The organism is Litoreibacter meonggei (genome assembly GCF_003663885.1).
GTDB classification, from domain to species: Bacteria; Pseudomonadota; Alphaproteobacteria; order Rhodobacterales; family Rhodobacteraceae; genus Litoreibacter; species Litoreibacter meonggei.
Genome location: NZ_RCCE01000001.1, coordinates 292,635 through 305,855 on the forward strand (window position 1 = coordinate 292,635; position 13,221 = coordinate 305,855).

Below are 13,221 nucleotides of genomic sequence, written 5' to 3' on the forward strand. Positions count from 1 at the left end.
GCGGCTCAACTTGACTTCCCAAAGCCCCTGAGGCTCTTTGAGGGATGCGAACCTGAATACGGTGGAAGCATTTGGAACGGATCACAGATCCCCCCACCAAAACCACTTCAACTATTCAGCACAATACACTGATTAAATATAATATTATGAAATCTGAAACTAAGACCGTCGATACCATGCGCACCAAGGCGAAACGCCTTTTTGACGCTGCTATTTTGGCGGCGCACCCCGGGCACGCAGTTGAGCGGGCGCTGCAAAACACCGCCTTGGACGCTGACGGAACGCTCTTCCTGATCGCCGTTGGCAAGGCTGCCGTCCCCATGATGCGCGCAGCGATTAACCATGTCGCGGCGTCCAGCACATTCGAGGCGCTCGCCGTCACCAATCCGGAAAACGCGGCACCGGTCGGTGGTTGCCGTGTTTTGCAATCAGGCCATCCGGTACCGGACGCTGCTGGCGAAGCCGCCGGACGGGCCGTTGAGGAGTTGTTAAGCAAAGCGGGGCCTCGGGACCGCGTCATTGCCTTCATCTCGGGCGGTGGCTCGGCGCTTCTTCCCGCCCCTGCAAAAGGCATCACCCTTGAGGAAAAGGCGCATGTTAACAAAGTGCTACTTGGTTCGGGGCTAGAGATCAACGACATGAACCACATCCGTCAACAGCTCTCCCGCCTCAAAGGCGGAGGGTTGTTGCGTGCAGCGGCCCCTGCTCCAGTCACCGCCTATATCCTGTCAGACGTCGTGGGTGACGACCTGCGTGCGATCGCGTCCGGACCAACGGTCGCTCCGATCGGCACCCGTGCCAGCGCAAAGGCGTTGCTGGAGCAGGCCAATATCTGGGACGACATGCCTGCCAGCGTTCAGGCTCACCTGAGCGGCGCGGAGCCGGACATCGAAACCTTGCCGACAGCGGAAAACCATCTGATTGCCTCGAACCGCCAAAGCCTCGACGCCATGCGCACCGCCTGTCCGGAGGCGCAGATCATCAATGACCGGCTGGAAGGCAACGTGGCAGACGTCGCCCCGCAGCTGGCAGAGATTTTCCGCGCCCTTCCACAAGATGAACCTGCGGTTCTGCTCTTTGGCGGGGAGACTACGGTGACCCTATCCGGAAACGGAAAAGGCGGTCGGAATCAAGACCTTGCCCTGCGCATTGCGCTGCAAGACATCCCCGGTGACTGGGTGTTCTTGTCTGGTGGCACAGACGGGCGGGACGGCCCTACTGATGCGGCTGGCGGGTTGGTCGACGCGGGCTCTCTCGCAAGGATGAAAGCCGCTGGTGTTAATCCAGAAGCCCTGTTGGCGAATAATGACGCCTACGCAGCGCTTGGCGCGTCAGGTGATTTGCTGATGACAGGTGGCACTGGCACCAACGTCGCTGATGTGCAGATATTCATCCGCAGCTAAAGCCTACGGCTCGCGGAATGCTTCGCGCGATTTGTAGAGCGGCTTGGTCAGATACTGCAAAATAGTCTTCTCGCCCGTGTGCAATTCAACCTGCGCCAACATGCCGGGGCGAATTTCCACCGACTTCTGACGCGGTGACAGGTGCTCCATATCAACCGACAGCAGCACTTTATAATGCGGGTCGCCATCCGCCACGCGCTCGTCCTTGAACGTGTCGGCAGAGATCACCTGAACCTTACCCGTCAGGGTGCCGTAAATCGTGTAGTCATAGGCTGACAGCTTCACGGTGGCGTTCTGCCCCGGACGCAGGCTGGCGATATCCTTGGGCTTCACCTTGGCTTCGACGAACAATTCCTCGCCCATCGGGATGATCTGGAAAATCTCCTCGCCCGGACGAACAACGCCGCCGATGGTCGAAATTGCCACGTTGTTCACGATGCCCTTCATCGGGGAGCGGATAACCGTTCGCGCCAACTGGTCTTTGCTCAGCTTCATGTTCTGGCGCAGCGTGGCCAGCTCTTTCAGCGTGTCGGAATAGGCAGAGGCACGGTCCAGTTCGGCCTTGGAGACGATCTCTTTGTATTTCGCCTCGGCGTCGGTGTTGGTTTTGCGGGCGCGCGACACCTCGACCAAAGAGACGATGTTCTGGGTCAACAGGTCTTCCATCAACGCCGCCTCGCGACGGGTCTCTTTCAAAATGGCGCGGGCGCTGTCGGTGCGGCCTTCGAAGTCGGTCTGGCGGGCATTCAGCAACGCACGCTCGGACGCGACGATCTCGGGCTGGCGGCGTTCAAGATCACCCGCAACGAAGAAGTCGAACTGTCCGGCAAGCTCCGCCTCTAGACGCATGCGGCGGATTTCCAGCGCGTCGATCTGATCTTGCAGATCATCCACGGAGGTCTGGAAATTGGTAACGGACAGGCGCGCCAGAATATCGCCGGGGTTCACGGTGTAGCCTTCGGCAACAAGAAGCTCTGACAGGATGCCGCCTTCAAAGTTCTGGATAATTTGCGGGCGGGAAGAAGACACGAACTCCCCCTCAGAGCGCACAATCTCGTCGACCCATGCAAAGGACGCCCAGACTATGAAGGCCACAACGGTAAGGCCGATGATACGGATAACCCAAGAAGGTCCGCGCAGGTCATCGTCGAATGCAGCGTCGATGGTGGCCATCACTTGCCCCCTTTCGGTGTGTTGATTTGAACACCTTGGACGCCCGCTTTGGTCTTTTTCAGATGATCCAGAACCTGTTCGCGCGGCCCGTCCACCGACAGCTTGCCACCTTTGAGGACCATCACGCGTTCGGTCAGGGCAAGAATCGGCATACGGTGCGTGGCAATCACCGCCGTACGGCCTTTAAGCCAGCCTTGAAGATTGGCGACCAGAGCGGTTTCCAGCGATTGGTCCAGCGCCGCAGTCGGCTCGTCCAGCAACACCACGGACGGGTCTTGCAGCCATAACCGCGCCCAGCCGATAGACTGGCGCTGACCGATAGACAGGCCCAAGCCGCCGTCGTGAATTGGCAAATCCAGCCCTTTGGCGTGTTCGCGCACATAGCGGCCAAGCCCGGCGAAATCGAGGGCCGCAAACAGCCGCGCATCGTCACGCTCAAGCCCCGACAGGTTAAGGTTCTCGCGCAGCGATCCTGCAAACAGGCGGACCTCTTGGCTCAGATAACCCACGCCACGGCGCAGGTCTTTGGGATGGATTTGCCCCATGTCGATGCCGTCGATCAGCACGCGGCCTTTATCCGGCACATACAGGCCCGAAAGCAGTTTGATCAGCGTCGATTTGCCCGAGCCATTGGCCCCGAGAACCGCCACATGCTGCCCTGCCGGAATGGCGAAGCCCCCCAGATCCAGCACGGGTGCAGCATCTTCGTCGTAGCGGTGGATCAGGTCGCGCGCTTCAAACCGTCCGGTGATGCGTTCGCGACGCAAATAGCTGCGTTCGGCGTCATAATCCTGCGGGCTTTCCACCACCGCGTCGAGACCGACAAGCGCGGTCTTCACATTCGACCACCGCGACATCGTACCCGCCAGTTGGGTTAGCGGCGCAAGGGTGCGGGACGTCAGAATGCCGACAGCAATGATCGATCCGACGGTAAATTCACCCGCGAACACAAGGAAGGTGCCAACAACAACCGCGCCCACATAGGTGGCTTGCTGAACGCCCTGCGACCAGAAGGTCAGGGCAGAGGCTAGGCGGCGTTGCTCGGACGATTTCAACGCGGACAGCGCGTTTAATTCGCCCCAAAGACGTGCGAACCGATCTTCGCCGCGGTGTGATTTGACCGTGTCGGCTTCGTAGATGGCCTCGTGCAGCAAGCGGTTTGCTTTGACCGAGGCGCCTTGCGTCTCTTCGGTCAGTTTCATCATGCGCTTTTGCAGGAAAAACCCCGGAAGAAGCATCAAGATGCCCCCTGCCACCAAAACCCAAACCACATTGCCAGCGATCGAGCTGACCAGCAGCAGGAACAAGAAGATAAACGGTACATCCGTCAACGACCCGATGGTCGAGGCGGTGAAAAACTCGCGGATGGAGGAAAACTCGCGCATCGCGGAGAACGTGCCGGACGGCGTCGCCCCCGGCGTGCCAGCGCGCATTCCCAAAAGGCGGCTCATCAGGGTTTGCTGCACGGCCAGTTCGATCTTGCGACCTGCCCCGTCCATCATGCGGGCGCGGGCGATCTTCAAGAACGCCTCCAGCGTCAATGCGCCCATCGCGCCGATGGCCAAGACCCACAACGTCGCGTGGGACTGGTGCGGGATCACGCGGTCATAGACCTGCAGCGAGAACAGCGCGACGGCTACGGCCAGAATGTTGGCCACGAAAGAGCCTGCGGTGATCTCGATCAGGTGGCGTTTGTATTTCGGGAACTCTCCCCAAAACCAATGGGTTGGCTTGGCGTCTAGACGGTGCTTTTCCTCGACCTGCCGCATAGAGCTTTCGGCCTTCAGCACCTTGCCGGAGAAGACTTTGGCGAACTCTCCCAGCGGCACTTCCGTGCGGCGGTCGCCGATCGTCTCGTCAAAGATCGTCAGGGTTTGCTCGTGCTGCTCCAGCACCAAGACCAACTGGCCGGTCTTCATCTCGGCCAAAGCGGGCCATAAATCCCCCCGCAAGCCCACATTGCGCACGGAGCAGACCAGCCCCAGTTTTTTCATCGCGTTTGCCAGCAGCTCAGGCGACACACCACCGGCATCCAGAGGCATTTCCACAGCGGCGCCCAGCACATCGGAAGGCTGCAAATCAACCCCCAGTAAACCCGCATAGACCGACACCAGATTGGCGCGATTACGCAACTTCTTGGAGAACCGCCCTGCATTCTCAGGCGTCTGTGGCATCGGAACGCGCAAACCGGGATCATTGGCCACCGAGGTCGGAGTCTCAACCGGTTTCAGCTTCGCAGTATTTGATGCCTGAGCCGCTTTGGCTCGCGCCATGTCAAACGCAATGACGGGCGTGCTCATATATCCTCACCATCCACCAACGCACCCATAAGATGGGCAATCTGCAACTCTACCAACGCAATCTGATACTTGAGGCCGATCTGGTCGCGCTCTGTGGCGACCTTGGTCTCATAGACGCGCACCACATCCATCACCGGACGCTGGCCTGCCTTATACTGGCGGTCGAACAGCGACAGGTTTTCATTGGCCGAAGACAATAGCCCCTGCCCCTGCGCCTGCTGGCGTTTCAGCGAAATCAGGTTCTGCTCCAACCTGCGCATTTTGCGCGATTGGTCTTCGGAGGCTTGCGACACACGGCGCGCGGCGGCTTCCTTGGTGGCCTCGATGGCTTTCAAGCTGGCCTTGGTGCCGAACCCGAACCCGTTCGGCGCGCCCACGGAAATCCCGCCCGTGGCCCCGCCTTTTTGCAAGGTGCCTTTCGCGGAAATCCCCGGCAGGAACCCTGCGCGGTTGATCGTGGCTTCCGCGATGTCGCGGTCACGCTCGGCCTCGGCCTTCAGGATAGACAGCGGTTTGGCCACTTTGGAATTGCCGATGGGAGCAAGGCCACGCACGTCACTCAGCGGTTTCAACGACATCGCGTTCAGCTCTGCAATCGCGGTGCGCGCCGTTTCCAAGTCAGAATTGCGTTGGTTCTCGGCTTCGGCAAGCTTCTGCTTCACGATCTGCAAGTCGGCGGGGTTGGATACCCCACCCCGCACGCGCTGGTCCATAACCCATGCAAATTCGCCCAAACGATCCGCTGCTCGGCTTCCCGCTTCGGCTTGCGCGCGGCCCTTCTCGGCGGTGATATAAAGATCAAGCGCCGCGTAGACGCGGTCATTCGTGTCCTGCGCCAGTGCGACAGCGGCAACTTCCACATCGGATTTGGCGAAGCTGCGTTCGGCCTTCTTGCGGCCGTTATCAAACAGCACTTGGTCAATGACCATGGAGGCGATGACCTCGCCCAAGGACGACAATGTCAGCGCAGGGCCAATTGTCGGCAACCAGTTCTTCGACGCGGCTTCCGCGCGCAACTTGGCAGAGCGCAGCTCGGCCTCGGCCGCACGGGAATTCGCTGCCAGAACGGAGCCCGCAACCTTGCCATAAGGGGAGCTGGCATCCAGAACGGCTTGGCGACGCAGCAAAGTGTCGATCAGATACGACCCTTCTTTGCCCCCTGTCCCACCAGCGAGCGCTGGTTGCGGTTTTACGATCGCGCCGGTGAGGTTTTCACCAACGGCAATGTTCGACGCATCGCGCGTCGCGGTCTCGCCTTTGAGTTTGCGTTTCAGGAAGCCGAATATCGGAGTGGCCTCTTCGCCGTCTCGCCCGGCCTGAACGCCCTCTGCAAAGCGACCCGTTGTTTTGACGTTCTCGCTCAACACAGGTCTTTCGCCAGAGAATACCCCTCGCGACGCTTCGTTGCCCATGCAGCCCGTTAGTGAAACTGCGGTGGTGCCTGCCAACACCATGCGCATAACTGCGCGCCTACTTGTACTGTGTCCCATGCGGAGCCCCTTCTTATAAATTCGAGAGGTTGGAAAAGGGCGCATCCTTCTGGATACGCCCCCGCCCGCTTTTAGTAGTTTACTGTAACGGTCTGGTCGATAATCAGACTACCATCATCCCCCAATGTGTAGACATCATAGACCCGCCCACCGATTGTCTCGGTAGCACCTGTTGCTTGCGCACCCGCCACGTTGAGCACATCGTTGCCCTCGCCGTGAACGATCAGCGCGTTGGTGTCGTCCGACAGTCCCAGAAGATCTGCCTCGGTCAGGGTCAGCTCGCTTTCTTGAACAATCGACAGATCAATGGCACCGACATCAAAGCCGTCCAGCCCAGCAATGGAGACATTCACTGCACCCGGCGTACTGTCATCAAGAACAACCAGCGTGGCGCTCTCGTTGCCGACAGTATCCTCGGAGTTGATCACCAAGCTGGAGCCATCGGGGATAAGCTCGTTGAAGGTAAAATCCAGGCTCGCGTCGCGCACACCCGCTATTGCCGGAGTGGTGTCCGTGTCATAGGCCACATCCGAGATTACTCCGTCACTGTTGATCTGACTAATAGCCACAATGTCGTCTGTCAGCTCCGTGCTGATATTCGACACGCCGGAGCCGTTGGTGAACTCGGTGTAGGAAATCACCATCGGCGCATCCGGCACCTCGGTGTCTACTGTCACCGGCGTCGAGACGCTGTCGGGGTTGCCGTTCCGGTCAATCGTGGTGACGGTCACGTCGGACGTGTATTCGCCCTGCGGAATCTCGTTCGGACCAAAGGTAACCGACCAGCTGCCATCTGCGCCAATAGTTGCGGGGCGGGCCGGTAGGGTGTGAAAGGTCACCATAACCTCTTGCGCGCCTGCCTCGGTAGTGCCTGTCAGCGTGAAGCCAGTACCAGCCTCGCCCGCGTCTACGACACCCTCGCCGGTCACTGGGGCAACACTCAGGTTACGTACGATCGTGTCGACTTCAACCGTCCCGTTGGCCACTGCGGTGTTACCCGCCGCATCCGTGAAACTCGCTTGAACCGGAATAGTCGTCTCGACACCAGCGGGAACGTCACTTGGGCCAAACGAAGCCTGCCAGTTGCCGTTGCTATCCGAAATAACAGTGCGTGTTGCACCGCCGAAATCGACTTCCACGCGGGAATTGGCCTCGGCGGTGCCGGTGATTTGCACCCCGTCGCTGGCTTCGGCAATGTTGATGACGTTGTCGCCTTCGACGTTGAGCGTATCGACGGTCACGTTCGCGACGGTATCCACCGCAAAGGTAGACGAGGTTGACGCGGTGTTGCCCGCCCCGTCCGTCGCGGCTGCCGTGACGTTCACATTATACTCACCGCCCGGCAATGTGCCGGCAGCGAAGTTTGCGGTCCACGTGCCGTTAGAGTTCGCAATAACCGTTTGGCCGCCCAACATGACGCCCGCCTCGGAGGCCATTGCGACCACTACAGACGCCCCCGCCTGCGCTGTACCGTTCAAGACGGTCCCACTCGCGCTTTCCACCAGGTTCATCACGTTATCTGCACCGGTGTTGTTGCCGGTGATTGCCACGTCAGTGATCGTATCGATATTCATCATCGAGGTTGCCGTGTCAGTATTGCCGACTGCATCCACGATAGAGACGGTCACTTCCGCCATACGCTCGCCCGTTGGAATTTCCGAAGGCTGGAACGCCACGTCCCAAGTGCCATCCGCGCCTACAACGCCCGTTGCGGTGCCGCCACCTGTAACGGAGACGGTAATGTTGCCGCCAGGCTCGCCGGTCCCCGACATCGTCACGCCATCAGCATGCCCTGCTGCATTAACAACACCGGTGCCAGCCGTTTGGCCTTCGATCTGAGCGATCTCGACATGAGTAATCGTATCCACAGGGATCGTGGCCGATGTGGTTTCGGTGTTACCCGAACCATCAGTCGCAACAGCCGTTACGGTCACGTCATATTCACCTGCAGGAAGCGAGTTGGACGGGTATTGCACCGTCCAAGTACCATCGGAACTCGCTGTAACGGTTTGCGTCCCCAGAGTGGGAACGCCCGGCCCCGTCAATGTCACAACCACCGAGGCGCCAGATTGCGCGGTTCCGTTCAGGACTGCGACACTCGCCGCCTCTGCATCGTTGTAGATGCCGTCAGCGCCAGAGTTGTTGCCCGTGATTGCCACAACGGTGAGGGTGTCGATGACCATTTCGGCCGTTGCGGTCGCTTGATTTCCATAGGCGTCGGTGCTGGTTACCGTGACCGTGCTGGAATACTCGCCTGTCGAGACTTGATCCGCGCCGAAGTTTGCGGACCAATTCCCGTCAGCATCCACGACCGCAGTCGCGGTCGCACCATTCTCTTCAATCGTGACGACCACGTTGGCCCCCACCTCGCCAGTACCCGTCAGCGTCACGCCGTCAGCATGCTCGACCGCGTTGATGACATCACCCGAGCCTGTCGCGGCACCGTCAATCGTAAGCACGTCGACCACAGTAACTGTATCAACACGCACGACATCGGTGATCGTCGTCACATTGCCGGCGTCATCCGTTGCTGTAATTATGACGTCAACGTCATACTCGCCTTCAGGGACTTGCGCAGGGTCGAAAACAACCTGCCAACCTCCATCCACATCGACAACAGTCTCTTGGGTTTCACCATCAATCTCGACGACGATCGCGACACCTGCCTCGCCTGTGCCGCCGATCTCAACGCCGTCGGCGTGATCCTCCGCGTCGAATACGTGATCAACTGACACGACGCCGGCATCTAGCGAAACCTCAGGAGCCTCGGTATCCGGGGCAACACCGCCACCGCCGCCGCCAATAACAGCAGCACCACCAACGACAGCAGCGACACCAGCCGCGGCACCAAGACCGCCCACACCTGCGCCACCCAACCCGGCAAGGATTGGAGCCGCCAACATGGTTGCGGTCTCGTCAGCCGCAACCGCGTCCGCTGCAATAATAGTGTCGACCTTAGGACCACCTACATAAAAGAGCGCGTCATCCGGGCTCCACTTACCGAAAATCTGCGCCTCGGCGTAGTCCGCATCGACCAAGCCCTCTTGCGCACCAGCCAGATCAACTTCGGTCAAAATCCCGTCGGCACTGATATAGAGGTCGGCATCCGCGCTGTAATAGCCCTCCAGCCGGATCTTGCGACCATCAGCGAGAGTGACAATAACCGCATCGCCAGCGCGCTCATACCCAGCCACTTGAAACCTGCGCAGGTTCAGGGAGATGTCGTCGCCGCTGTTGATGAAAATTGTATCTGCGGTTTCAGCTTGCGCCAATGCACCACGTCTAATGTTACCCGCACGATCACGAACAACGAACTCAATCGCTTCCATTACCACCACTCCGCCTCTTACACTTCGGGCACTTCAGCGCCTCGATTTATTATCAGATTCTTAAAGCAGAAATGTTCGATTTATCCAAGGGGAAATGCCGACATATTTGGTTAGGTTCCATATGTAGTGGTTTTCACTGGCCTAACGGCAACACCGCCGTCAAGTCATTCGCGTCCGTGGAGCGAGACCTCTGTATGATGAAAGCGCCAGTCTACGTCACTTGAATGCCGTCGACGTGCAAACGCTCTCCGACCCTAGGCAAACAACGCGTCGCGCAGTTTCTGCGCAGCGGATTGCAAGCTCGGCAGCATATCGCGCGCATTTGCGAGACTCATTCTTTGTGTTGGGCCGTGCACCGCTAGTGAAGCCACGTAGCGCCCCGACATGTCACGTATAGGAACCGCAACGGCGACCATGTCATCCAGAAACTCTTCGTCATCCTCGGCATAGCCTTGCTTTGCGATCAATTTCAGTTCTGACATCAACGCTTCAGGCGATGTATGGGTCTTCATCGTATGCTCGGACAGGGTCAATGCCTTTACGAATGCGGATCGCGCCTTGGGAGGTAGCGATGCCATATAGACCTTACCCGACGCGGTGCAGTGGAACGGGACGTGCGTACCAATCGGCAACTGAATACGAAACGACCAACCGGTATCAACCCGATCCAGATAGCGCATACCGGCCTCTTCCGGCACGACATAGTTAACCGTCTCCCCCACGGTGCTCGCGATTTCCGACAAAACCTGATGACGGGAAATGTTGGCCCAACTCGCGTGTAGCAGACCTGAAGACATCATTCGCGAGCGGCGCGCAGCGCGGTAGCCTTTTCCTTTGCCGTCCCCGTCGCGCACCAGAAACCCCTCGGCTTCCAGCGTCGCGCAAAGACGGTGCACGGTTTGTTTCGGCAATCCAATGGTCGCATTCAACTCTGTGGGCGTCATGGCCTTGTCGCTGCGTCCCAAGGCCTCCAACAACAACAGCGTGCGCATATTTGTTGGAATCCGCGCATCCGCATCACCCTTCTGGGCAAAAGTATTTGGCATGTGTTCCTCCAATAAGCGCGCGGCTCTGCATGGCCTGCACGGCACCTCACAAAGGCGGCCAGTCGAAAACCGCTTGTTTAGATCGCGAATCTCTGTAGGCTACACCTATCAAAAACGAGACCGCAAGTCTCATTTTTTGATTTCGGGAGGGTTTTTTGGAATTTGACTACGTGATTGTGGGCGCTGGCTCCGCCGGATGCGCCATTGCGAACCGTCTTTCCGAGAACGGTAAGCACACCGTTGCCCTTCTTGAGGCCGGTGGCCGCGACAGCAATCCGTGGATTCACATCCCGGTTGGCTACTTCAAAACCATGGACAACCCAAAGACAGACTGGCGCTACAAAGCTGCCAGTGATCCGGGGTTGAACGGCCGGTCTATCCCGTGGCCACGCGGTCGTGTGCTTGGTGGCTCGTCATCTATTAACGGGCTGCTTTATGTGCGCGGGCAATCACAGGACTACGATCATTGGGCGCAGCTTGGAAACGCCGGTTGGGACTGGGACCGTGTCCTGCCCTATTTCAAGAAATCCGAGAATTGGCTCGGCCCCGATATCGGCGAAGAACGCGGCACAGGCGGACCATTGCAAGTGTCCCCGACACGCCTGAAGCGCGATGTGGTCGACAAGTGGATCGATGCGGCCGAGGCGGCTGGTTACAAAAAGAATGCTGACTACAATAATGGCGACCAAGAAGGCGTGGGCTATTTCCAGTTGACTATGGCGAACGGTCGTCGCTGCTCTTCGGCTGTGGCTTATCTCAAGCCGGCCCGTGGACGTCACAACCTTGAAATCATCACCCACGCCCAGACCAAAAAACTGATCATGAATGGAAAATGCGCTGTTGGTGTCGAGGTTGACCTTAAGGGCCAGCACATCGAAATACGCGCCCACAGAGAAGTAATTTTGTCAGCAGGTGCAATAGGTTCCCCGCAAATCCTCATGTTATCTGGAATTGGTGATGTGGATGGTATCAAAGCCCATGGCATTGAGATGACGCACGAATTGAAAGGCGTCGGGCGCAACCTGCAGGATCATCTGCAAGCCCGGCCAATCTTCAAAACTGATCTGTCGACAATCAACGTGGAAGTGTCGAATTACTTCAAGCAAGGCATGATCGCGCTGGAATACGCGCTGAAGCGTAGTGGCCCTATGGCGATGGCGGCGAGCCTTGGTACGGGTTTCCTGAAAACCGAAGATCATATGGACGTTCCGGACATTCAATTCCACATCCAGCCATTCTCGGCCTCTCACCCCGCTGATGGGCCGCATAAGTTCTCGGCCTTCACCGCCTCCGTCTTGCAGCTGCGTCCGGAAAGCACCGGTCATCTGGCGCTGAAATCGGGCAACTGGCAGGACCATCCTGCCATTCACCCGAATTACCTAGCGACGGAAACCGACCAACGCACCATCGTCAAAGGCATACAGGTCGCGCGACGCATCGCGGAATTTAGTCCGCTGAAAGAGCATATCCTTGAGGAATTCGCCCCTGGTCGCGAGGTGGCCTTCGATGACTACGAAGGAACACTCGACTGGGCGCGCAACACTGCCGTCACGATCTACCACCCGACAGGAACCTGCAAGATGGGCCAAGATGACATGTCTGTCGTCGACGAACGCCTTCAAGTGCGCGGGATCGAGGGGCTCCGGGTCGCAGACTGCTCCATCATGCCGACCATCGTGAGCGGCAACACCAACGCGCCGGCAATAATGATCGGCGAGAAAGTTTCTGACATGATTCTCGAGGACGCCGTAGCATGATCGACACCTTACTAGATTTCGGCAAAATTGTCGTCGCCGACCTGATCCTGTCCGGCGACAACGCGTTGATCATCGGGATGGCCGCTGCTGGTCTCGCCCCTGAACTACGCAAGAAGGCTATCCTCTATGGTATGGTAATCGCAGCGCTGCTGCGTATCATCTTTGCGGTGGTCGCCACGAAACTTTTGGGCATCCCGGGTATTTTGTTCGTTGGCTCGTTGCTGCTTTTTTGGGTGTGCTGGCGGCTATACTCGGAAATTCGCGACAACGTGGATGAACAAGCCGAGCTTGCTCTTGAACGCGCCGATGACCCGACGAGGGGATATACCGGCAAGCCGACGCGAACGATGGCCTCTGCACTGCTCTCGATCACCATCGCAGATGTCTCGATGTCGCTTGATAACGTGCTGGCAGTCGCCGCTATCGCTGATGGTGACACCAACATGCTGATCTTCGGGCTTGGCCTTGCCATCGTCCTGATGGCTTTCGCCGCAACCATGATTATGAAGCTTCTAACCCATTACCCATGGATCAGCTGGCTTGGCCTCATCGTGCTGCTCTACGTAGCAGGCGAGATGTTCTACCGCGGCGTGTTTGACGCCTCCACAGGGATCGGTCCGATGATGGGCTGGTTCGAGGGATACGATATGAGCAAGGGGCATTAGCCCTTCGCCAAAGAATTCAACCATCGCACCTTGGAGGAGGAGCGCGGTGACCCGTTGA

Annotated in this window: 8 protein-coding genes; 3 read left to right on the top strand and 5 right to left on the bottom strand. The window is 58.4% G+C overall.

All coding sequences use genetic code 11. From position 1 onward, the window contains the following. Nucleotides 1–146: 146 nt before the first annotated feature. On the top strand, nucleotides 147–1,403 hold the full coding sequence (locus BCF46_RS01390) for a glycerate kinase type-2 family protein (protein ID WP_121022223.1): 1,257 nt from the start codon (nucleotides 147–149) through the stop codon (nucleotides 1,401–1,403). Between the two features lie 3 nt (nucleotides 1,404–1,406). On the opposite strand, the gene BCF46_RS01395 is transcribed toward BCF46_RS01390, so the two are convergent. The 5 genes from BCF46_RS01395 to BCF46_RS01415 form a co-directional block, all read right to left on the bottom strand. After that, nucleotides 1,407–2,576 (bottom strand): HlyD family type I secretion periplasmic adaptor subunit, encoded by a 1,170-nt coding sequence (locus BCF46_RS01395; RefSeq protein ID WP_121020991.1) that lies wholly within the window; start codon nucleotides 2,574–2,576, stop codon nucleotides 1,407–1,409. Then, the gene (locus BCF46_RS01400) at nucleotides 2,576–4,876 is read right to left on the bottom strand and encodes an ATP-binding cassette domain-containing protein (RefSeq protein ID WP_121020993.1); all 2,301 of its coding nucleotides are present in this window, start codon (nucleotides 4,874–4,876) and stop codon (nucleotides 2,576–2,578) included. Before BCF46_RS01400 ends, BCF46_RS01395 begins: the two co-directional genes overlap by 1 nt. Beyond that, nucleotides 4,873–6,366, bottom strand: coding sequence for a TolC family protein (locus BCF46_RS01405; RefSeq protein ID WP_170157830.1), 1,494 nt, complete (start codon nucleotides 6,364–6,366; stop codon nucleotides 4,873–4,875). Before BCF46_RS01405 ends, BCF46_RS01400 begins: the two co-directional genes overlap by 4 nt. Before the next feature lie 71 nt (nucleotides 6,367–6,437). Then, on the bottom strand, nucleotides 6,438–9,695 hold the full coding sequence (locus tag BCF46_RS01410; RefSeq protein ID WP_121020997.1) for an Ig-like domain-containing protein: 3,258 nt from the start codon (nucleotides 9,693–9,695) through the stop codon (nucleotides 6,438–6,440). Between the two features lie 254 nt (nucleotides 9,696–9,949). Further along, the gene (locus BCF46_RS01415; protein WP_121020999.1) at nucleotides 9,950–10,741 is read right to left on the bottom strand and encodes an IclR family transcriptional regulator; all 792 of its coding nucleotides are present in this window, start codon (nucleotides 10,739–10,741) and stop codon (nucleotides 9,950–9,952) included. Nucleotides 10,742–10,896: 155 nt separating this feature from the next. Between BCF46_RS01415 and BCF46_RS01420 the strand changes: the two genes are divergently transcribed. After that, nucleotides 10,897–12,498 (top strand): GMC family oxidoreductase, encoded by a 1,602-nt coding sequence (locus tag BCF46_RS01420; protein ID WP_121021001.1) that lies wholly within the window; start codon nucleotides 10,897–10,899, stop codon nucleotides 12,496–12,498. Continuing rightward, nucleotides 12,495–13,163 (top strand): TerC family protein, encoded by a 669-nt coding sequence (locus BCF46_RS01425; RefSeq protein WP_121021003.1) that lies wholly within the window; start codon nucleotides 12,495–12,497, stop codon nucleotides 13,161–13,163. Before BCF46_RS01420 ends, BCF46_RS01425 begins: the two co-directional genes overlap by 4 nt. The last annotated feature ends 58 nt before the right edge of the window (nucleotides 13,164–13,221 follow it).

Bases quoted from the DNA above. Each gene is read 5' to 3' on its own strand.
- BCF46_RS01390 (WP_121022223.1), top strand. From the start codon at position 147: ATGAAATCTGAAACTAAGACCGTCGATACCATGCGCACCAAGGCGAAA.
- BCF46_RS01405 (WP_170157830.1), bottom strand. From the start codon at position 6,366: ATGGGACACAGTACAAGTAGGCGCGCAGTTATGCGCATGGTGTTGGCA.
- BCF46_RS01410 (WP_121020997.1), bottom strand. From the start codon at position 9,695: ATGGAAGCGATTGAGTTCGTTGTTCGTGATCGTGCGGGTAACATTAGA.
- BCF46_RS01395 (WP_121020991.1), bottom strand. From the start codon at position 2,576: ATGGCCACCATCGACGCTGCATTCGACGATGACCTGCGCGGACCTTCT.
- BCF46_RS01415 (WP_121020999.1), bottom strand. From the start codon at position 10,741: ATGCCAAATACTTTTGCCCAGAAGGGTGATGCGGATGCGCGGATTCCA.
- BCF46_RS01425 (WP_121021003.1), top strand. From the start codon at position 12,495: ATGATCGACACCTTACTAGATTTCGGCAAAATTGTCGTCGCCGACCTG.
- BCF46_RS01400 (WP_121020993.1), bottom strand. From the start codon at position 4,876: ATGAGCACGCCCGTCATTGCGTTTGACATGGCGCGAGCCAAAGCGGCT.